The organism is Microcoleus sp. LEGE 07076 (genome assembly GCF_015207455.1).
Classification (GTDB): Bacteria; Cyanobacteriota; Cyanobacteriia; order Cyanobacteriales; family Microcoleaceae; genus Microcoleus.
This window is the reverse complement of record NZ_JADEWV010000070.1, coordinates 1-21652: the sequence shown is the minus strand read 5'-3', so window position 1 is coordinate 21652 and position 21652 is coordinate 1. Positions and strand designations below refer to the sequence as shown.

The 21652-nt window shown below is 44.7% G+C and carries 19 protein-coding genes and 2 pseudogenes; 11 read left to right on the top strand and 10 right to left on the bottom strand.

The window, feature by feature from the left end:
- Positions 1-81 precede the first annotated feature (81 nt).
- Both IQ270_RS13885 and IQ270_RS13880 read right to left on the bottom strand, forming a co-directional pair.
- Positions 82-846, bottom strand: coding sequence for an ABC transporter ATP-binding protein (locus IQ270_RS13885; RefSeq protein WP_228056343.1), 765 nt, complete (start codon positions 844-846; stop codon positions 82-84).
- Between the two features lie 85 nt (positions 847-931).
- Positions 932-1618: a Uma2 family endonuclease gene (locus IQ270_RS13880; protein WP_193973774.1), complete on the bottom strand. Its 687-nt coding sequence runs from the start codon at positions 1616-1618 to the stop codon at positions 932-934.
- Positions 1619-1717: 99 nt separating this feature from the next.
- Here IQ270_RS13880 and IQ270_RS13875 point away from each other — a divergent pair, with 99 nt between their 5' ends.
- Complete coding sequence (locus IQ270_RS13875; protein WP_193973773.1) at positions 1718-2080, top strand: papain fold toxin domain-containing protein; 363 nt, start codon at positions 1718-1720, stop codon at positions 2078-2080.
- 31 nt (positions 2081-2111) lie between these two features.
- Positions 2112-2483 carry a hypothetical protein gene (locus IQ270_RS13870; protein ID WP_193973772.1) on the top strand — a complete coding sequence of 124 codons (372 nt, stop codon included), beginning with the start codon at positions 2112-2114 and terminating at the stop codon, positions 2481-2483.
- Here IQ270_RS13870 and IQ270_RS13865 read toward each other — a convergent pair.
- A complete protein-coding gene (locus IQ270_RS13865) occupies positions 2477-5377 on the bottom strand; it encodes a HEAT repeat domain-containing protein (RefSeq protein ID WP_193973771.1) in 2901 nt (966 codons plus the stop codon). The genes IQ270_RS13870 and IQ270_RS13865 overlap by 7 nt on opposite strands.
- 541 nt (positions 5378-5918) lie before the next feature.
- Between IQ270_RS13865 and gor the strand changes: the two genes are divergently transcribed.
- From gor to IQ270_RS13830, 7 genes and pseudogenes are all read left to right on the top strand, one after another.
- Entirely contained in the window at positions 5919-7262 is a 1344-nt protein-coding gene (gor, locus tag IQ270_RS13860; protein WP_193973770.1) for a glutathione-disulfide reductase, read from the top strand.
- A 232-nt stretch (positions 7263-7494) separates the two neighbouring features.
- Positions 7495-8109: a sigma-70 family RNA polymerase sigma factor gene (locus IQ270_RS13855; RefSeq protein ID WP_193973769.1), complete on the top strand. Its 615-nt coding sequence runs from the start codon at positions 7495-7497 to the stop codon at positions 8107-8109.
- A complete protein-coding gene (locus IQ270_RS13850; RefSeq protein ID WP_193973768.1) occupies positions 8106-8543 on the top strand; it encodes a hypothetical protein in 438 nt (145 codons plus the stop codon). The genes IQ270_RS13855 and IQ270_RS13850 overlap by 4 nt, the downstream gene beginning before the upstream one ends.
- Positions 8544-8562: 19 nt before the next feature.
- A complete protein-coding gene (locus IQ270_RS13845; protein ID WP_193973767.1) occupies positions 8563-9048 on the top strand; it encodes a Spy/CpxP family protein refolding chaperone in 486 nt (161 codons plus the stop codon).
- Positions 9049-9154: 106 nt separating this feature from the next.
- A complete protein-coding gene (locus tag IQ270_RS13840; RefSeq protein WP_193973766.1) occupies positions 9155-9853 on the top strand; it encodes a YqiA/YcfP family alpha/beta fold hydrolase in 699 nt (232 codons plus the stop codon).
- Between the two features lie 166 nt (positions 9854-10019).
- Positions 10020-10727: an ROK family protein gene (locus tag IQ270_RS13835; protein ID WP_193973765.1), complete on the top strand. Its 708-nt coding sequence runs from the start codon at positions 10020-10022 to the stop codon at positions 10725-10727.
- Between the two features lie 177 nt (positions 10728-10904).
- Positions 10905-12128 (top strand): annotated as a pseudogene (locus tag IQ270_RS13830) (histidinol-phosphate transaminase).
- A 49-nt stretch (positions 12129-12177) separates the two neighbouring features.
- On the opposite strand, the gene IQ270_RS13825 reads toward IQ270_RS13830, so the two are convergent.
- On the bottom strand, positions 12178-12615 hold the full coding sequence (locus IQ270_RS13825) for a hypothetical protein (protein ID WP_228056342.1): 438 nt from the start codon (positions 12613-12615) through the stop codon (positions 12178-12180).
- Between the two features lie 172 nt (positions 12616-12787).
- Between IQ270_RS13825 and IQ270_RS13820 the strand changes: the two genes are divergently transcribed.
- Positions 12788-13231 carry a DUF2358 domain-containing protein gene (locus tag IQ270_RS13820; RefSeq protein ID WP_228056341.1) on the top strand — a complete coding sequence of 148 codons (444 nt, stop codon included), beginning with the start codon at positions 12788-12790 and terminating at the stop codon, positions 13229-13231.
- On the opposite strand, the gene IQ270_RS13815 is transcribed toward IQ270_RS13820, so the two are convergent.
- From IQ270_RS13815 to IQ270_RS13805, 3 genes are all read right to left on the bottom strand, one after another.
- Complete coding sequence (locus IQ270_RS13815; RefSeq protein WP_193973764.1) at positions 13224-14909, bottom strand: mechanosensitive ion channel family protein; 1686 nt, start codon at positions 14907-14909, stop codon at positions 13224-13226. The genes IQ270_RS13820 and IQ270_RS13815 overlap by 8 nt on opposite strands.
- Complete coding sequence (locus IQ270_RS13810; protein WP_193973763.1) at positions 14884-15996, bottom strand: mechanosensitive ion channel family protein; 1113 nt, start codon at positions 15994-15996, stop codon at positions 14884-14886. Before IQ270_RS13810 ends, IQ270_RS13815 begins: the two co-directional genes overlap by 26 nt.
- A gap of 72 nt (positions 15997-16068) precedes the next feature.
- Complete coding sequence (locus IQ270_RS13805; RefSeq protein ID WP_193973762.1) at positions 16069-17682, bottom strand: mechanosensitive ion channel family protein; 1614 nt, start codon at positions 17680-17682, stop codon at positions 16069-16071.
- A 364-nt stretch (positions 17683-18046) separates the two neighbouring features.
- Between IQ270_RS13805 and IQ270_RS13800 the strand changes: the two genes are divergently transcribed.
- On the top strand, positions 18047-18265 hold the full coding sequence (locus tag IQ270_RS13800) for a type II toxin-antitoxin system Phd/YefM family antitoxin (RefSeq protein WP_193973761.1): 219 nt from the start codon (positions 18047-18049) through the stop codon (positions 18263-18265).
- 512 nt (positions 18266-18777) lie between these two features.
- Here the strand turns inward: IQ270_RS13800 and IQ270_RS13795 are convergent.
- The 3 genes and pseudogenes from IQ270_RS13795 to IQ270_RS13785 form a co-directional block, all read right to left on the bottom strand.
- Positions 18778-19110 carry a hypothetical protein gene (locus IQ270_RS13795; protein ID WP_193973760.1) on the bottom strand — a complete coding sequence of 111 codons (333 nt, stop codon included), beginning with the start codon at positions 19108-19110 and terminating at the stop codon, positions 18778-18780.
- Between the two features lie 129 nt (positions 19111-19239).
- On the bottom strand, positions 19240-20301 hold the full coding sequence (locus tag IQ270_RS13790) for a sodium-dependent bicarbonate transport family permease (RefSeq protein ID WP_193973782.1): 1062 nt from the start codon (positions 20299-20301) through the stop codon (positions 19240-19242).
- Positions 20302-21265: 964 nt separating this feature from the next.
- Positions 21266-21652 (bottom strand): annotated as a pseudogene (locus IQ270_RS13785) (sodium:proton antiporter); the annotation flags it as partial.

The window sequence follows — 21652 nt, the reverse complement described above, 5'->3', positions numbered from 1 at the left end:
GCGAGTCCGCAGAATATCTCAGGACTAAAGTCCTGACTACGAACCAATTTTATAACGAATAACAACTAACAAAAAATTAATTTAAAACACCGCGTGTGAAAGTTCTGCCGGATTGAGATTATTATGAATAACTTGACCGTCGCGGAACCACACAACGCGGCGAGTCTGCCGTGCCACTTCCGGTTCGTGCGTTACCATCACCACAGTCATGCCGCTTTCATTAAATTCTGTAAAAATATCCATTACTTCTTGAGTAGTTTTAGTATCCAATGCACCAGTCGGTTCATCTGCAAGCAACAACACCGGACGGTTGACAATAGCCCGGGCGATCGCAACTCGCTGCTGCTGTCCTCCTGATAGTTGATTCGGTCTATTTTGCAGCCGACTTTCCAAGCCTACTTTCGTTAAAGCGTCTACCCCCCGTTCGCGTCTTTCGGCTGCGGGAATGCCTGCATAAACCATCGGTAACATGACATTTTCTAATGCTGTTAATTGAGGTAGCAGATGAAATTGTTGGAATACAAAACCGAGTTTTAAATTGCGAATTCCGGCTAATTCTGCTTCCGGCATTTGGGCGACATCTACGCCGTCTAGGTAGTAACTGCCGCTCGTAGGTCGATCGAGACAACCGATAATATTCATGGCTGTAGATTTTCCCGAACCCGATGCGCCCATAATCGAGCAATATTCTCCTTGCGTTACCGTCAAGCTGACACCGTTGAGGGCGCGCACTTCCAAGTCGCCGATGCCGTAAACTTTTGTTACGTCTTGCAGACCGACGATGACGGGTTTTGAGGTGTCTTGCAGGTGGAGGTCTGGGTGGGTCTGGGTTTGTAGTTTAGGCATTTGTTTTTATGTGCGATCGACACAACTTACTACTAACTTAACACTTCTGAGCGGTTTTCGGGAAATTAAATAAACAAATTGTGGCTTAAATGCGATCGGGATCGATGTTCAATTCGCGCAGTTTTGCTGCTAAACGTTCAGCTCTTTGAGATTCTTGTTCAGCTCTTTGAACTGCTTGTTGTCTGCGCTGACGGTTTAATTCTATCTGTTCCACCAATTCTAAATAGGAAAGAAACTTTTGTCCATCGGGTTTATAAATTTCTAACCCATCTTCGCCCAACTCAAATCGGATTCCCAGTCTCGGACTTACCCATCCCCGCATCTGCTCGATTACTTCTAAATTTCCTTCCATTCTTTGCCAACCGCTCAAATCTTTTTCATCTTCATCTAGCTCGTAAACGTAATATTCCTCAACTCCATAGCGATTGTAAAATGAAAATCTTTCGTCCATTTTTGTTTGAGTGTCTTTGTAAGAGCGAATCTCAAATACAAATTGGGGAGCAATATTATCTTCGCGAAATTGTAGATAGGAAAGTCTGTCACCTTTTGGTCTGCCAAAGATTACCATTGTATCCGGTGCTTGAAAGATGTCATTTCTTCCCTCAACCGGATACCACAGTAAATCTGCTGCTACAAATACGTTTGGATCTTTTTTGAACAACGACTCGCAACCTGCTTGAATTTTGACCATTAAATCAAATTGAGTTGTACTATCTGCCATTGGTTGGCCGTCGCTGGATGGATAAATAATTTTTTCTTTCGTGACTTGCATAGTGGTTGTCTCCGAAAACTATCTAGGTTTAATTATACTATTTTTGAGAGTGGCTTTATGCTATAGTTTTGTATATTTATCTAAGCTCTTGGTAAAAAGATGAGCTATTCGTCAAGTTTGGAGATTTATCGAGAGATTGGAAATATAGTCAGTCAATTTAAAATTCTTGAGTGCGATCTCTGTGCTGCTGCTGTTATAGAATGGCTACAACAACAAGGCATTCAGGGAAAGATTTTGAGACTGAGAACAAAGTATCAGGATGAGGATTATATCATCAGCGAACGTCTAGAACGTCAGGGAGTTACAGAGTCGATTACAGTCAACGGCAAACATTACGGGGTTGAAGTCCGAGGTCTAGTGTTTGATAATCTCTCAACAGATGGAATGTTAAGGGAAGAGTGGATTAAGGATTTTCACTCTCCGAGCGACCAATTTGTTGTGGAAGAAATAGAAAGCTTGTAAAATGGAATTTTAGCGAAAATTAGAGGTAAGCATGAGTGGAATATTTGACATTATAGAAAAGATTAAAGCTAGACCGGGGATGTACATTGGGAAAGCTTCAGTTAGCGATTTATTTGTATTTTTGGCGGGCTATAAAACAGCTAGGCGAGAATTTGGGATTGAGCCAACCGAACAGGAAACTGAGTTTTATGGGGAGTTTCAGCCTTGGTTACAAAAACGGTTTCAGGTAATGTCTGTGAATTCTTGGGCCAAAATTATCATGCTTTATTCAGTGGACGAAAAAGAGGGATTTGAGTATTTTTTTCAGTTGCTGGATGAGTTTTGGCGACGGAATGAAGGTTTACAGGTTGATGAGGTTGAGGTTGAGGGAGGAATGGCGATCGCAAATAAGAGCACTCATTGACCTTCTAATTCTGCCAATTTTTGCTGTGCAAATTCGCGCAGTTTTTGGTCGCGATCGTTCTGAGTGCGATCGCGTAAAAGTTCTAGCGTTTCAGTGCGATCGGGATATAGCTCAATCATAGCTGCAAGAGCGGTTTGCTGGGGATTCTCTTGGAGATCGTACTCACGTTCAAAAGGGTCTTTTATAGCAACATCGCACAATAATTTAAATAATTCCGGGTCATCTTTCCAGCCCCGTGCTAATTCTTGGACTGCTGAAGAGCGCACAGCCGAATTATCGTCAGATTGAGCGCGTTGTTTGAGCCAAGGTAAGGTTTCCTGGTCATCTTTCCAGCCCCGTGCTATTTCTTCGACTGCTGCACGTCGCACAGCCGAATCATCGTCAGATTGAGCGAGTTGTTTGAGGATAGGTAAGGTTTCCGGGTCATCTTTCCAGCCCCGTGCTATTTCTTGGACTGCTGCTTGTTGCACAAGCCAATAATCGTCAAATTGAGCCCGTTGTTTGAGCATAGGTAAGGTTTCTGGGTCATCTTTCCAGCCCCGTGCTATTTCTTCGACTGCTGTATATCGCACATCCGAATTATCGTCAAATTGAGCGAGTTGTTTGAGGATAGGTAAGGCTTCGGGGTCATCTTTCCAAGTAAAGGCGATCGCACTTACTGCTTTAGTGCGAATTTTATCAACTAGATCTGCCTCTTCTCCATAAGGCTCATAATAGTAATTGAGATCGTACTTCGTCAACTCTTTTAAACGTTCAAGCAATTGACTATCAACGGCAGCAATCTCCTTTCTATCCCTCACCTCATCCAAACACTTCGCCGCCAAAAACAGGTTGGTAAATTTTGGGGCTTCCCCATCTTGCTCAATCAAAAATCCAATCACTTCCCCTGTCAACTTGCCAGCAATCAACCCCGCAATCAAACACAAAACTTCCTGCCAAGATTCATCATTCCAGTGCGGGCCGAAAACCTCTGCTTTCAACTCATCCAGAGAGAGTTCTAAAGCCTGAACCCTATTCACCACTTGCGATGCACAGAAATATTCCAAGAAAGTTCGATGCACAAACCCGTAACTGTCCGCACCCAAATAACATAAAATAAAGTTGCGGGTTCGCAGTTTATTGATGATTAACTTACCCCGGTTTCTCGGCTGGTCAAAATCTTTATTCTTCAGATATGCTGTCAGAATATCCTCCAAGTCTTCCGCACTAATTATGTTGCCGGCCAAGCCTTCAGGTGCTGATTGCATTTTCCAAGCAACTCGCCGCAGCATTTCTTGCTTGTCTTTCGCATCAATTGTTTTTGGATCGAGCCTGCTATCCTCTACTAAAGACCTTTCCACATCCCATTGATACAGCAATACCCGCGAAGCTTGATTGTAAAGTTCTGCCCTGTCTCTCGGCAATTCTTGACTGCGATTCAAAATCGCCATAATCGTTAACAATAACGGATTTCTGGCTAAATCTTGAATGGTTGATGAATACTCTAGTGCTCTTTTCATCCGATCGCAAATTCGCACTTTTTCCCTAGCATCCGTAAAAGTCAAATCATGCCAGCGGTGCACAAAATCCTGAATCTGTGCCGGATTCAAGTCTTGGAGAATAAAGTGATGGAACTGGGCATCTTGCAACCGTTGAGGTTTGTAACCAATAATTCGAGAGGTGACAATCACTCGCACGCGCGGATACTCGTTGGTAAACCGATGAATCGCGGTAATTACATCTTCTCGTTTCCCCGAATCGAAAATTTCATCTAATCCGTCGAACATCACCACAGCGTCCCCGGCTTTAAGCTGTTCGTGCAATTGATGCTGATTCAAGTCACAAATAAAACCAGAATTTTTATGGCAAAATTCCAGGAAATTCTTGCAATGTCCTGATTCCAGGTTGCGAATGTAAATCCGCAATTCTATTAGCAGTGGAATCGGCAGAGATGTTACGCTATTTAAAGGCGATCGCGCCCAGGTTAATGCTAAATATTGTAACAGAGTAGATTTTCCCGCACCCGGATCGCCTAAAATCACAATGTAGGGATAATTTGACTTGTCATTGATGACATCTAACACCGATACGATCGCCTGAGAAAAATAACCGCGTCGGTATTTCTCTAAATTTTCAAGTGCGATCGCCTCTAGTCGATCGCTATTTTCCAACCGCCGTTGATGTTCCTTGGGAATTTCGTAAGCTTGGGGCAGAAATGACTCGTAAATTAAGCGCACATCTTGGAAAATAAAGATTTGCCAAACTTTCAGCTTTTCGCGATAATCGTAGGTATTGCTATTATCGACGCTGCTTAAATCCAGATTGCTGTAACGTTCGCACAAAGCCTCTTGATATTGTCTCAAGTCAAAATCGGGGATTATCCCAGCAATTTCTTGAGTGTTTTTCTGAATGCTATCCAGATTTTGAGCATTCAAGATATCCCGCAAGTCTTTTGAGTCAACCAGAATTTCTTGAACTTCGGCGAGATACTGATTGGCGATGGTTTGCCACTTAAATTTGGCGGGTAAAGCAGCTAAATCTAGTTGAGTCCAGGTTTGTTCGAGAAGTTCTGCATCCAGGGATTCGCGATCGTTCTCAAAGGCCTTACCCAAAATTTCTTTAACTGACTTGTTGCTGATAAACTTTTTAACATCTTTAATATACAGCTTAATCTGTTCTGGGGAAAGTCCGCTGATTTTTAACTGCTGTTGCACTAACTCCAAAAACTTTTTGAGGGCTTTCCCCCCTGCGACTTGTCGCGGATCTTTTTCGCCAAATAAGACGTTTTTTAGGGAATCTTTAAAAAAATCTTTTACTAAATCCTTCGCGCCGTCTACTGCCAAATCTTGTAAGATGGGTTGGACGAGAATGCCGACTCCTTGCGTTACTCCCCACACCACAAGCCAATCAATCATAAAGCTAGCCCGAGAAATAAATTTATCTCTATAATATAGCAATTTTCAGTGAGTCGTAAATTTTTGACTTCTCCCCAACCCTCCCCTTAGCAAGGGGAGGGAGTAAGAAGTTCACAAATGATTTAGGATTACTATAGTATCGGTTTTATGTCGCTAGGATTAGGCCAGATCCCCCCTAGCCCCCCTTGAAAAAGGGGGGGGACAAGATTCTTCTCAAAGTCCCCCTTGCTTTCGGGGGATTTAGGGGGATCGAGACTCGGCCATAACCAACAATTTACAATTACCAATTCCCTCATCAGCCGCCGCCTAAAAATAGTTATATTTTTATATGTTTTTTGCCAGTTGCTTGTGCTATACTCTAATAATGGGAGTGTGAGCAATTTTAAATTATATGCACATATTCCCATTATAAAATGATATCATGTCAACTGCAAGAAGTAAAGCAATCTCTCCTCCAAAAAACGAATTTTTTTTTTGAGATATCATTAAAAAAAGTAAAGCGCAAAATGGCTAAAATTAAGACAGGAAACTAGCGACAATTATGACATACGATTACGACTTGTTTGTGATAGGTGCGGGTTCGGGCGGATTGGCGAGTTCCAAGCGGGCGGCATCCTACGGTGCGAAGGTGGCGATCGCCGAAAATGACTTAGTAGGCGGCACCTGCGTCATTCGCGGCTGCGTCCCCAAAAAACTGATGGTGTACGCCTCCACGTTTTCGCACCTTTACGAAGATGCGATCGGCTACGGTTGGAGTCCAGTAGAAACCAGTTTCGATTGGGAAAAACTCGTCACCACTGTAGACACAGAAGTGCGACGACTCAGCAAACTGCACATCAGCTTCCTCGAAAAAGCCGGAGTAGAATTAATCTCAGGATACGCCAAATTTATCGACCCCCACACTGTCGAAGTTGGTGACAAAAAATACACCGCTGCTAAAATCTTAATTGCTGTCGGCGGCGAAGCTCACAGAGTGGACATTCCCGGCATCGAACACGCCATTACTTCCCGCGAAATCTTCTTGCTAAAAGAGCAGCCGAAACATTTGGCAATTTTGGGAGGAGGTTACATCGGCGTTGAATTTGCTTGCATTATGAACGGGTTGGGAAGTCAAGTAACTCAAATCATCCGGCGCGATTTAATTTTGAATGATTTTGACGGAGAACTTCGCACCAACGTGCAGGAAGGAATGGTTAAGCACGGGATCAATTTTGTGACTGGAAGCTCGATCGCCCAAATTGAAAAAACCCCAGAAGGTTTAAAATTAACTTTGTCGGGAGAATCGGCAGAAACCTTAACAGTAGATGCAGTTTTGTGCGCTACCGGACGATCGCCCAATTTGGAAAAATTGGGTTTAGAAAATGCGGGAGTAGAAACGGATAAAGGTGCGATCGCAGTTACCAAAGACAGCCGCACCAGTCAACCGCACATTTTTGCCGTCGGAGATTGCACCAACCGGATTAATTTAACGCCAATTGCGATCGCCGAAGGACGCGCTTTTGCCGATACTGAATTTGGCAACAATCCCAGAGCAATTAGTTACGAAAATGTCGCATCAGCCGTATTTTCCCAGCCGGAAGCTGCTACAGTCGGCTTAACCCAAGAGCAAGCCACAGCTCAATTTGGCGACTCAATTAAGTGCTACACAGCCAAGTTTCGACCGATGTTTCATTCTTTGACAGGTGCAGATGAAAAGACTTTTGTCAAGTTAGTTGTTGAGACTAATACTGACAAAGTTTTGGGCGTGCACATGGTTGGAAAAGACGCGGGCGAGATTATTCAAGGCATGGCGATCGCCGTTAATATGGGAGCTACCAAGAAAGATTTCGATGTGACTATTGGCATTCACCCCTCAACTGCTGAAGAGTTTGTGACTCTGCGGTAAATCTTAAATCGGGATGCGGCCAAATCAGGAAACGGCATTGCCGTTTCCCTCCCTCTTCAACCCGCTCCCGTCGCGTGAGTGTCTGTGTAGACGCGGTTTCAACCGCCGTCTGCTCCACCCGTCTGCTCCACCCGTCTGCTCACAAAAAAAGAATTTTAAATCCTTTGAACCTTTTTCACACCTCTCCTGTCTAAACCCCTCAGATAACGAACTGGTGAGGGAGACTTCACAGGTGCTAGGTGTGACAGCCAATGTTTTAATCGACGACTGTTCCGACTCCGACTTAGTTGATAAATGCTTAAAGGGCGATTCCCTACGGGATAGCTTCGCTTCACGTACTTCCTTTCGCCACCTTTACCAGCGCTACCAACACAAAGTCAGGTCAACCCTTTACCAACTCTGCGGCCCATCACTTCTTGACGACTTAACGCAAGAAGTATTCCTGCGAGTCTGGAAAGGATTACCCAAACTCAAGCAGCAGGAAAACTTTTCTACTTGGCTTTATCGAATCACTTGGAATGTAGCTTCTGACCAAAGACAAGCATTTGGTAAACAACATTCTTTTGATGCCGAACTCAAAAATCAAGCAGAAATCAATTTAGTTGTTGTCAAAGAGCACACTTCAGAATTGATGCAGTTGCACTATCAAGATTTAGTGCAGCGCGGATTACAGCAATTGAGCTTTGAACACCGCAGCGTTTTGGTGCTGCACGACATAGAAGACATTCCGCAAAAAGAAGTAGCCCAAATTTTGGGACTACCTACGGGAACTGTCAAATCTCGCGTGTTTTATGCCCGAAATGCTGTGCGGCAATTTTTGCAAAAAGAAGGTGTCAGCGAGCTATGAACAACCCAAGCAGCGACCAAAAATTAGTTAATTTTTTGAAGCAACATCGCCCAAATTGTCCCGAAGCTGCGCCCGATTTAGAGTTAAAGCTGTTAGCAACAATAGAAAGGGATGAGCAGATAGAAAAAAACCAAATATACCGGAAAAAAGTCAGTTCAATTGTATCTAAAAATAGGTCAATTGTTCCCGGTTTCTCCCAGTGGGGTTTCCCTGCCGCAATTGCCGGGATGCTGATACTTTTTGGATCTGGCTATCGCCTGCTAGTGCCGGCACAATTTAACCCGGATGAAGGTGCACACCTAGAAGCATTTCTAGTAAATAATTGGGAAGAGGTGTTGCATGATTCTCGCGCGGACAATCTGAGCGATAGCTCACAAATAGACTGGTTGAATTTTCAGATTCCTGCTGACAGCGAACAGCCCACAAATAACTAATCTTAAAGAGGTAAATTTCATGTCAATGCGTCGCATTTCTACCCTAGTCCTGTTAATGCTGACCCTCGGTAGCGCTACCGCCGCCATCGCAGTTCCCAATCCCCTACCCGCAGAAACTATTGCCCAAAATCAGCGACCAAATCGAGCTGGTGGTAAGGAAGGTGGGATGTTCGAGAAGCTTAATTTAAGCGCCGACCAAAAACAGAAAATGCAGGCAGTTCGCGATCGCTATAAAGACCAAATTTCCCAGCGAATGCAAGCTGTGCGTCAAGCCAGACAAGAATTGCAAACGATGATGAGTGGCACTGCTACTGCCAGCCAGATCCGCGATAAAAACACCCAAATAACCGCCTTAAAAAAGCAGTTGGATGACGTGAGACTTGAAAGTACGCTGGCAATGCGAGAGATCCTCACGCCTGCACAGCGCACCCAATTAGCTGAACTGATGAAGCAGCGCCGCGAAGCAGCTAAAAATAGGATGCAAAACGGCTCCAAACCGCAGTAATACTTCCATCTCAATCTAGGTTTCACAGAACCAAGACTTATTAAAGAAGTCTTGGTTTTTGGTGTTATAATTCATATTTATTGTTCAATTTAACAAAAGTTGCTGAATGAATCTCCACAATAATTCGAGTTACATTTATTTACACGGATTTGCTTCCAGTCCAAATTCAGCTAAGGCAAAATATTTCCGAAATCGCTTTTGTTCCCTAGGGATTGACCTAAAAACTCCGGATCTCAATCAAAACGATTTTTCCAGTCTCACCCTCACCAGGCAATTAAACCAAATAGAAACAGAATTTTTGCAAACCCAATCTTCCCAATCTCCGGCAGAAAATTTAAAAATTTTAGAGGGAGTTACAATCATTGGGTCAAGTTTTGGCGGCCTGACAGCGGCTTGGCTAGCCCAGCGACAATTATCAGTAAAGCAAATAGTTTTGTTGGCACCGGCTTTTCAATTTCTCTCTCACTGGCTGCCCCTGTTGGGACAGCCACAGTTAGAAAAGTGGCAGTCTGAGGAGTATTTACCAGTTTATCACTACGGCGAACAGCGCGATCTGCCGCTGAATTATCGGTTTGTGGCAGAAATGGGTAAATACCCTGAAGAAAAATTAATGCGCTCAGTCCCTACGTTAATTCTTCACGGCAAGCATGATACAATCATACCGATTCAAGCTAGTAGAAGTTTTGCCGAGCACCGTCCCTGGGTGCAATTAATCGAATTAGAAGGCGATCATTCTTTGGGAAATGTCGTAGGGGAAATTTGGGAGGCGATTCAAAAGTTTTGCCAATTCCCAAATTCAAATTAGACCGCGCACAAAAACGGGTACGATTTTCCGACACTCCCAATAAAGGTAGAACCGAAAATTTTAGACTTTTTTTCAACTTCTCAGATTCATCTGTGGAGTTAATCTAAAATTTTTCAATTCTTCAATCTCACATTGGACTCACCAACTTGCAAGTGTCAACAATCAAATGACTGAACAAGATCGATCGACTCGCACCTTAGCCGTTGACATTGGCGGCAGCGGCATCAAAGTTATGGTTTTGGATGGTGAAGGTCAACCTCAGACGGAACGCAGCCGTTTAGAAACGCCTCAACCCCCGAAACCCGAACCCATACTAGAGGCGATCGCCTCTTTAGCAAGCGGACAAGGAGAATTTGACCGAGTATCAGTCGGTTTTCCCGGCGTCGTCTGTCGCGGCACTATCAAAACCGCAGTAAATTTAGATCCGTCTTGGATAGATTTTGACCTAGCAACTACCCTCAAAGACCGCTTGGGAAAAACTGTGCGAGTGGCTAACGATGCCGATATTCAAGGATTGGGATCGATTGCTGGAACGGGGGTAGAATTAGTAATTACCCTCGGCACCGGTTTCGGTTCTTCTTTATTTGTCGATGGTATTTTGGTGCCAAATCTAGAGTTAGGACATCACCCGTTTCGCAAAGGGGAAACTTACGAACAGCAATTAGGGCGATCGGCATTAGATGCAGTTGGTGCTAAAAGATGGAATCGCCGTCTCGAAAAAGCGCTGGTTTCTCTGCAAAATCTGTTTAACTGCGATCGCCTTTACATCGGCGGCGGCAATACCAAAAAAATTGTTTTTGATTTACCACCACAAGTTAAAATAGTGCCGAATGTCAGCGGTTTGTTGGGCGGAATTGCTTTGTGGCGCGATTAAAATAGTCATTAGTCATTAGTCATTAGTCATTAGTCATTAGTCAACAGTCAACCGGAATTGATAGAATTAGTCATTAGCAATAAATTATGGATCTTTGACTTTAAACTATTAAAGACTGTGACTGCATCCTGATGTTTGCAAACAGATTATCAAAAATAAAAAGTCGTAAATTATACCATGCTTCCATTTATCCGCCAAGACTTAGCCGAACTTACCGCCTACACTCCCCATCCGGGCGGCGCGTCAGGAGAATCAGCGCACTCGGAAAGTGCGATCGATCGCCTAGACACCAACGAATGCCCCTACGACTTGCCCGCAGAATTAAAACAAAAGCTAGCTTGGAATTACCAGCAGTTAATTGAAACAAATCGCTATCCCGACGGAGGCCACGCAGCACTCAAAGAGCATCTCGCCCAATACGTCAACGAATCCCTCAATGTCCCCCCCCTTAACCAGGGGGGGCTAGGGGGGGTTACAGAGCCAAAAACCACCATTACCGCCGACAATATTTCTGTTGGCAACGGTTCCGACGAACTAATTCGATCGCTCTTAATTGCAACTTGTTTAGGCGGCAAAGGCTCAATTTTAGTCGCCAATCCGACCTTTTCCATGTATGCAATTATCGCCCAAACTCTCGGCATTCCCGTTGTCAGTGTTGCGCGAAAAGAGGATAATTTTGAAATAGATATCGAGGCGGCTAAAAGGGCGATCCTCTCCGTTGGCGCAGCCCCCGTAGGGGCGGGCTGCGCTAACGCCCAAACCGAAAATCCCCCCGTGCGCGTTGCATTCGTCGTCCATCCCAATTCCCCCACAGCCAATGCCTTAACCAACAATTAAATAGAATGGTTGTCAACATTGCCTCCCGATATTTTAGTAGTAATTGACGAAGCTTATTTTGAATTCAGCCAAAATACCTTAGCAGACAGATTGCACCAACACCCGAACTGGATAATTTTGCGAACATTTTCCAAAGCATTTCGACTAGCATCAATGAGAGTCGGATATGCGATCGCCCATCCCGAACTCGCAGCCGCCTTAGAAAAAATCCGCCTCCCCTACAACCTGCCCGCGTTTTCTCAAATCGCCGCCGAATTCGCCCTAGCCCAAAGACAATTATTGCTAGCAACAATTCCCGAAACTATATCAGAAAGATCCAAATTAATTGCAGCGCTAACTCAGCATCAAAAATTGCAAGTTTCGCCCAGTGCGGCCAACTTTGTGTACCTGCGGGTGAAAACCGGTGAGGGCGAATCTGCCGAACAGCAACACCAACAAATCATGCAGCAGCTAAAAGCTCAAGGTACTTTAATTCGCCACACAGGCGGAGGTTTGCGAATTACGGTAGGGAGTCCCGAGGAAAATCAGCGGACAGTCGATCGAATTGCTGCGATTTGGACTTGAGAAAAGCCCTTAAAAATGGTATGAATTGAAGCAAATTACCATGCCATATTTAATTATCAATCTGTCGCGCAGCCTGAATAGTTTGCGGAAATACGCCTACTAAAAGTGCCAAAGCTTCATCGGGAATTTGTGCTACTGTTTCGGCATCAAAATATTGTTCAAACTGAGTTAAAATCATTTGTGCGCGTTCCAAAGCTGCCGGCTTTGCGGTTAACTGTTCGGTTAATCGCACCCAATGTCGCCGAATGCCAAAAGCTTTCTGTCTTTCTTCGGGAGATTGAGGACAAACTAAACAAAAATCTCCCACGGGAATCGCCCGCGCAGAGTCAACGTCAAAAACACCCCCAACCGCAGCCCCCGGCCCGGCAAACTCTGCGTGGAAGCGCTTAATCAAAATTAGACCGTTCCGGCGACGGCTATCTACCATCAACAGTTGGCCGCTGTTGATTTGTGCGAGAATTTCAGAGGAATTGGTGTACTCAGTCAAATCTGTGCCCAGGTTTCAATGTCGCAAGTCCGGGTCTGCTGAAAGGCCGACGCGGACAATACCGCTATAGTTAAAATCAGAGCTCGATTAAATATCAAATCTGCGAGACTCCCGCGAGCGATCGAGATTATTCATTTAAACTTATAAATTAATACTGTCACAAGGTGGTAGCTTGAGCGCGATCGAATATCAAATACAGGTTGAACAAGTAGTAGACACCCTGAAAGCCGAACTCCCGACGCTTTTTGAGAAAGACATTTCCTACGGCATCTACACAAAAGGCGTCTATTTTCAAGATCCTGTCAACAAATTTAAAGGAAAAATCAACTACCGCATTATCTTTTGGACTTTGCGGTTTCACGGGCAGCTATTTTTTAGCGAGATTTACTTCGACCTCCACGACGTAAGTCAGACAGCCCCGGATACTATTGTGGCAAATTGGACTGTCCGCGGAACACTGCGCGTACCCTGGAAAGCTCAGATTTTGTTTAACGGCTATTCTACCTACAAACTGGATGAGGACGGCTTAATTTACGAACATATCGACACTTGGGACAGAAATCCCGGAGAGATTTTAAAGCAGTTTTTGGGCAAGGGGACAGTTCTATTCAAATAGTAGCAGGGGACTGCACATAAACCGTTGGATTTTCCATCGCAAACACAATACCGTGGACTGAAAGAGATTTAGCAATTTGAACACTTGCTAACTCTAGTAGGCGTTTACGCACCTCGATCGCATTATCTTGAGAACCTAAAATTGCCAAACTCACCCTTAATCTTTTTCCCGATCCATCTGCAATAGCAATATTTGTACTGTTAGCATCAATTCCTGATAGGAAAGCAGTTTTTTCCATTATAACTTGCTGCACAAGAGCATATTCTCGTTCTCCTAAAACACTGGGAAAGTCCATATACAGTAACACCATAATTTTTTTGGCAAGAGTAACGTTTTCAATTTCTACGCTGACTAAGATAGAATTTGGCATCACAATAATTGTACCCGTGCCGAGGGAACGAATTTTTGTCGATCGCAAGCCAATACTTTCTACTTTCCCCAACTCTCCTGCGGGTAGACGGATATAGTCACCAGTCACAAAAGGACGATCTAAATACAATACTAAAGTAGCAATGAGTTGTTCTAGAACTTTTTGGGCAGCAAAAGCGACGGCCAAACCAACTAACCCCAAACTAGCAACCAAACCAATCAAGTCAAAGTTGACGCTGCGGGCAAATGTCACCAGTGCTACAATAAAGATAAAGATATTCAATACGGTCTCAAATACCAGAATTGCATCATCGCTACTGGGATTAAATTTACCCCCAAATTTGAACCCATAAGTACGCAGGTAGCGGCTACTAAGTTTTGTGGATAACAAATACAAACAGGCAACTACAACTAAACTGGCAATCGGTTTTAGCAAGTTATAGACAACTGGTACTAATGGCTCTACTAATGTCAGAGACCAAGCGATCAAAATACTGAGGACTGAAAATTGCACGAGGCGATCGCTGGGTTCAATAATTGCCAGATAAATATTTTCTGCTGATTGGATATCTAGCTTTTTGATGGCAAATCTCAATAAGGCTGGAGCGTAATGGCTAAATACAAAAGAGCATCCTAATCCTCCCAAAAATAGCAGCCACTGGGGCTGAGAAAATGGGGACAAAATCTGATAACGAATACTGCGTAGTACCGGAAACCATTCCGAACTCGCTATGGCGATCGCTACCCAGGCAGAACCAAAAACAATATTGGTAAAAATTCCCGTTTCCCACTTAGCTATTCTGGCTACAATTGCCACCAAAAACCGCAATAGAATAATAGTTCCTATGGCAATAAAAATCCACATAGTTCTCTGCAAAACGTATTGTGAATTTCGTTCTTTTTTAGCTTTTGCTACCGCTGTTTCTAAAACATTTTGCCATTGCTTAGCTTGTTGAGATAAAGAAAAGTTTGGTAGAACATCGTTGGCTGTAACTGTCAACAGGTAATTGTTGTTCAAAGAAATTGAGGTAGCACTTGTATTGGAGTCATTACGCACATCAAAAGTTATGACTTTTTCGTTAGAGAGCGCCTCAGACAACAAGTTATTAGCAAATTGGGTACGTTCCAATGCTGTAAACCGATCGACAGGTTGCAAATAAAACAGCGGAATGCCATCAACTACTACGGCGGAACGAGGGCCGCCAACACCTTGAGCAAAACTCATCGGAGCAGTGGCCAGAAACCAGGAGAGCAGAAATAAGAAAATCAGCTTCATCGGCCGCTTAAATAGGAATTGGAGCATCCACATAAATCGTTGGTTGGTTAATGGTAAAAGAAATAGTATGTTTTTGGAGTTGTTTGGTGATTTGTTGGGTAGCCAAATCCAGCAACTGCCGCCTCAGTTCCATAGATAATTCATTAGAACCCAGAATAAAAAAAGAAATTTGGGCATGATTTTCACAGAAGGAAACCTCTGTGCTGCGCCAGTCTAAACCAAAAATGTCCACAGTGCTCTCCATCACGGTTTGGCGGATTAGTGCTTGTTTGTCAGCAGATAGCTGTTCGGGAAACTCTAGCATCATTACAGACATAACTTTCTTTGCGCCTGTATAGTTTTCGATGGTAGCTTGAGTCAGAGAATTATTAGGAATAACTGTGAGAGTGCCTTTACCAGAGATCCGAATTCTGGTCGATCGCAAGCCAATACTTTCTACCCTTCCAAAAGTACCTTGTTTGCCTTGCTGCCCATCTCCTAAGCCAATATAGTCTCCGACCTTAAAAGGTCGATCGAGAGTTAAAACAATCCCTCCCAAAAGTTGTTCTAAAGTCTTTTGAGCTGCAAACCCAATGGCAATGCCCCCAACCCCTAAACTGGTAAGTATCCCGGCAACATTGATGTTATGGCTAATACAAAAAACTAAAATTAACGTGATAGCGATCGCAAAATCTCCGAGATAGCGAATTAAAAAAATAGACTCGCCTCTAACTTTAGGGTTAGACTCAAAAGTGACACCTAAAATTGTGGTATTAAAAAAGTCTCGAAATAGACTTGATATCAGCCAACCGCCAAAGAAAATGATGCCCGCACTGAGGCAAAACTCCATCAATCTCAGCCATTCAGTGCGAGCGAGCAGAAGTAACATAACTTCCATCGCCGACAGAGTTGATAACATTAAAATTATGTTTCTTGATGCAAGCAATACACGAATATAATTCTTTGTCAATAAGTTGGTATCTAACCAAGTTAAGACTAATCTAAAGACTGGAACCGCTACTGTTCCAGCTAATGCCCCAATCCCTCCGGCCATGAAAATCAGAATGATTTGCAGGAAGCGATCGCCATTATCTAAAGGCAGTTGTGCGATCGCAAACAGTGCATAGATTGTTTTTGTCATGGCAAAATTAAGTGTTTGATTTGAAATCAAAGATTGTATTACTTATAGCCTTGTTGTTTTGCCTAGCCGAGATTATTTCTGGATGGTTGAGTTATTTTCAGACTTGAGTAAAGTTTTGCGTAAGGTTGCCTCTAGTTGCGGTGACAAAGCCAAAGGAATGCTCCCAGATCGCACGTGCAAATCTCGTTGAGGAAACGGAATTTCGATTTCACGCTCTCGAAACAGTTCTTCAATACGGAAAAATAAATCACTCTTAACGCGATACTGTGCGATCGGTTCAGTAATCCAAACCCGCAGCTCAAAATCCAAGGAACTATCACCAAAACCCAAGAAAAAAACAATCGGTTCAGGAGTCCCTAAGACATCAGAATGTCCCCTACCAGCTTTTAGCAGTGCCTCCTTAACTTTACTGATATCACACCCATAGGCAACACCAACCGGAATTCTGATCCGCGAAACAGAATTCTCATAGTTCCAGTTAGTTACGTCATCCTCCAAGAAACGGGAATTGGGCAAAATAATCGAAACTTGATCTAGGTTGCGAATCACTGTACTGCGAGCGCCAATACGGATCACAGTGCCTTCAATCTTACCTACATTCACAAAGTCGCCTACCCGAATCGGACGTTCAAAGAGCAAAATTAGACCGCTACCAAAGTTTTTAGCGATATCCTGAAACCCAAAACCGATACCAACTCCCAACGCACTAAAGATAATTGTTAGAGAACTCAGGTCAATTCCCCATATTTGCATCAGAACGATCGTTCCTACAACAACCAGCAAATATTTGGCGATCGCAGCAACGGCTTCTTGACTGCCTCGACTGATGCGGGTGACTTGCAAAATTCGCACTTTAAAGAATTTTGAAATAGCACCGCTAAGGACAACCCATCCCAGGATCAGAGCAGCTAGAATTAGCAGATCGGTGACTGAGTAATTGTTGCGTCCTACAGACAGGGCTTTAGATGTGAAAGTGCTGACTAAACTGCTGGTTAGAGTGTAACTCCAAATCCGAGTTACCGGAAACAGATTGGTAATGTAAAGGGCAGTGCCAATCCAAAGCGCAACCCTTGCCACAAACAGAGTTAAGTTAAATAATAAGTTCAAAGCTTTGGGCGAATCATTAACCCCAACTTCTTGGTTAGACGGTTCGACAAATCGCTGGATAATAGCTTGTCTGGCTAATCGCCACAACCATCCCAATGCTTTGTGGAGGGCGATCGCCAGCCCTACAGTCGCCGCCGCCAGCACCAGCATATTTTTGATAAATCCGGCGCTTCTTTCATTTTGAGCTTGCTGCAAAGCTTGACGGAGTTGTTGGGCCCAAAAATTAGCTTGTTCAGCGGGCGTGCGATTTTCTTGCAAATCGGATTGAGTGACTGTCAGCAAGTATTTGCCATTAACCAGAATGGTGGGGTATTGATTGCGAACTTCAGTTGTAACTTGAATGGTTTCTTGAGATTGCTCAATTTGTTTGAGTCGCAAATTGACCAAATCGGCTCGTTCGGTGCCCGTCAATGAGTCAGCATCGCTGACGCTAAAAACAGGACGACCATCTACCACAACAGATGTCGCCGTCCTCGCTGCTTGAACGGGTACAGCCTGCAAAACTAAGCTCAGTGCTACGGCTGTGATGATTCCCAGTATTTGGTAACGAACAGATGAAGATTTCCGGGGATTTAACATATTTTACCAATTTCAAAACATGACTGCTAATATCGGGCGATCGCTGTGCTTCTAATAGATTACAAACTGGACATTGGCAGATCGAACCCACTAAATGCAACCATCTCAGGGATAAACGGCGCGCCAGTGCTTCCAAAGCTTACACTGCAAAGACATCTTGGTTCTTGATATTTATGTTCTTTTTGCATTATAACTGTTTGAACTCTGATCAAACTTAATGCTGACGCTGCTGATTTATTTATGATGAACATTCCTTAACACTCTTAAACAAAGCTTCAGATGCTAGAGGCGATTGCCCCTCAATCCAGAATTGTCTTTGTGCTAGATTCGAGCTAGGGCGATTGAATGTTTAGGTTAGACTGAAATGTTAAAGAAAACGTTTGATGTTAATCAGTTAGCCGATCGCCTGTTGGAACTATTAACCGATATTCAGAACCACATCGAAGAGACATTAACCCGAGATGGTGTTCCGCTTGCTGCGGTTTTACCTTCGTCGTCTGGGCAGGCTGTGATTCCCAAGGCTGGCTTAAATCGCGGCTCAATGGTGATGGCAGATGATTTTGATGAGCCTTTGCCGGATTAATTTTGGGGGATAAGAGTTTTACTGGATACCCCTGCTCATATTTTTAACCTCAGTATTTTACCAAATCAGCATCAAGACCATTTTGACAAGATGTTGATTTTTCAGGCTTTCTGTGAAGGATTAACAATAATTTCCAATGATGGCAAATTCAAACTCTATGATCTGCCTTTACTTTGGGGTTGATTTCAATAAGAAACCACCGTTGCCAGTGGTTCAAAAACTTATTTTATTTTGGCACAATCACAGAATATTTTTTCTCAAATCATCATGCTTGTAACTCAAGGCCTGATATTTTTTAGAGCCGCCTTTAGGAGTCTGTAGCCGCTCACTAATTATCTGATTGTTAGACAATCCCGACCGGATGGCCTGAACCAGGGGAGCGGTCAGAGCGGGAAAGATATCGCCTGTACCGTCCCAATCTTCGGTTACTGGTTCAATCGGTTCAGAATGGCTAAAACCTAGGTTAAATAGGCGGGGTTCAGTCAGATTTGCTTTGGTGACCGTATTTCGATTCAACAACCCTCTGGCCCACAGAACTTGTGCGCGCTCAGTACCTCCGCGTTACTGATATAGGCGAGGCCCGAATAATCGGCGAAAAACTTCGCTGCGACCTCATCCGCAATCTTCACAGCCATATCCCGACTGTCGGTGAGCACCTCGAACTTTATATTCGAGTAGCTATCGGAAACGGTGGGATGTCCCGACGATCGCACGTTGCGACTGCCTTTACCTCCAGCGTCCACCACTGTATAACCGGTCGCCCCGGCATCGTCGATGATCTTGCCGATCTTTTTGAGCAACAACTTTTCCGTGACGATGACGAGCTTGCTTGCTTGCTTAGCCATGTGAGTTACCTTTTGATGTGTGTATTGATTGAACTATATAGAAACTCAGGAAAACGGCAGCACCGCGTGCTATCGCCCTGATATTATAGCTGCCGCGTTAATCGCCGACAGACAGCGACCCGTCTGCGATTAGCTGCCCATCAGCGCCTGGGCAAGCCCGATGTAGATCGGTATTCCCAAGGCAATCGCCACCGGCGTGCCGACGGCTGTAGATGCGCCGATGTAGGCGGAGGGATTGGCCGACGGGATACCGGCTCGCAAAGTGGGCGGCCCTGAGATGTCTGAACTAGAGGCGGCGATGACGGCCAGAATCACAACGCCGCCAGGGCTGAATCCCGTGGTGACGTGGGCAATCCAGCCGAGACCGAAGGCGATTAACCCATGCAGCAGCGGTGCCACAAAGGCATATATGGCGAACGACAGGGCCACCTTACGCAGCTCGGCAACCCTTGCCGCGGCCTCCATACCCATGATCAGCATCAGGACCGAAAGGAAGCCTCGGAAGAGGGGATCGTAGAAGGTTTTATAGACACTTTCCGGTTGGGTTAGCAGGCCTAGAGCCAGGCCGAGCAGCAGTGCCGTTAGGGCAGAACCCTGGAGGCTTTCCTTGACGATGGGCCATATCTTGACCCGATCGTCTGCGGTATCGAGCTTCTCGCTGGGGGCATAGCCTGCGATCGTGCGCTGCCTGTTGACGAGAGACTCTTGCTTTCTGGTATAAATGCTGGCCAAGACGATCGCAGTCACCAGGGCTGGGATATCCATGAATGGATAGAGTGCGGCGGCCCAGGGCTCGTATGCGATCTTTTGCTCTTCCAGTAGCGTCAGGGCGGCGGCGAGGGTAGAGCCACTCACGGCACCGAACAACCCTGCGGTCGCAAGGGCATCCACGACTTTGACGTTCGGCAGGTTTGCCAACGTGTAGCGCCCGATGAACACGATTAGGATCCCTATTGCCACGGCGAAGAACGCGGGCAACAGTATCTCCGTCGGATTGGACTTGATGATCGCCTGGCCACCGGTCAGGCCGACTTTCATCAGCAGCATGAAGACGATGAACTGATACACCGGATCTGGAATTGCTAGTTGGCTACCGAGGGAGGCAACTATCATGCCACCAATCAGAAAGCCGAGTGTGGGGGACTGTAACTGCGCTATGAAGCGCGTCAAGAATTCGGACAAAAAATCCACGTTGTAATTTCTCCTCGAGCGGAACTTAGGGGTCAGGACGGCAGGCAAGCATGACCTCGAATCCTGGGTAGCTGGCTGCCACAGAATCCACGAGGCAACAATTGCCTTCTATGGGGTTAGGAGATTACTGCCTTGCCCTGGTCGGATCGGAAATTTGTGGGCAATAGAGTTAAAAGTTCCATTGAGTTTCACAAATGAGATCGCTTCCTTCCATATGGATAATACTATGATTAGAATCGCATTCCGCGCTTCTTAACACCTCAAAAGTATTTTTATGATCTAATGTCATCCTAGGAATTTAACCTCAAAAATATTATCTATAATTAACAGCTATTTTTGATAAATTATCAACACTTATTAACAAAAGTTTATGTTTCTACATATGAATGGAATGCTTGTCTACAAAGAATTACAGCCATTTTTTACATATAAATCCATAACTCTTAATGTTAAGATATGCAGAATGTGGGTTAGAGGTTCAGGAAGGGAACACCTTCAATATGCAAGTTATATTTGAATTTTATATACACAATATAAATTAGAGTTGTGTTTAAAGTGCGATCGCATACGTATTGACAATACATGCTCTCAGACAACTACCAACTCGGTTAGCGAAGGAAACAGAAACCTAAGTTGTGAGTCTTAGGAATCCCTCGTTTTAGGGATGGGTGGATGTCATTTGATTTGAGATTTGAGATTTTGGAGGCGACCCCACGGATCGAGGATCGGGCTTGAGGATTTTAGATTTTGGATTGATTCCACGGATCGATCGCGTGGCGGTTATCATCAACAAATTCGCTTGTCAAGAGTGATGAATAATCAGGTAGGGGCAAATCCCCCGTGGTGGCCCCGGTAGACGGGGTAGGTACACAGGATTCACTACCCCTACAGGTGTTTACAAATGATGCGAGGCTTGCTATATAGCGATCCTTGCAGCAGTAGTATGGTGCGACAAAGGCTATAGTTACTCTGCCATATTTTCAACCCCCAAAAACAGAGACAGTTCTTGATTTAAGCGACCCGATCGCACAAACTCAGCATAGGTGTCAGCCTCGATCGCCAGCAACTCCGCTCGAACTTGCTCAGCAATAAACGTGCTGAGATCGGGATATTCATCTTGAAGCCGATCAACCTCCGCCTCAATCCTCATTAACTCCCCCTTAACCAGCGATTCTTGATACTCATAAAACTCCCGATCGACCCCCGGCTGTTCCTCCATCTCACCCAACCGTTGCAACACCCTACCCAAAGCCGCCCGACGGGCGATCGCCTCCAAATACTCCCCGCGCATCGGCCCCTCCCCCAGCAGATCCAATTTTTCCAGAACAGGCTGAATAGTCAGTCCCTGCAC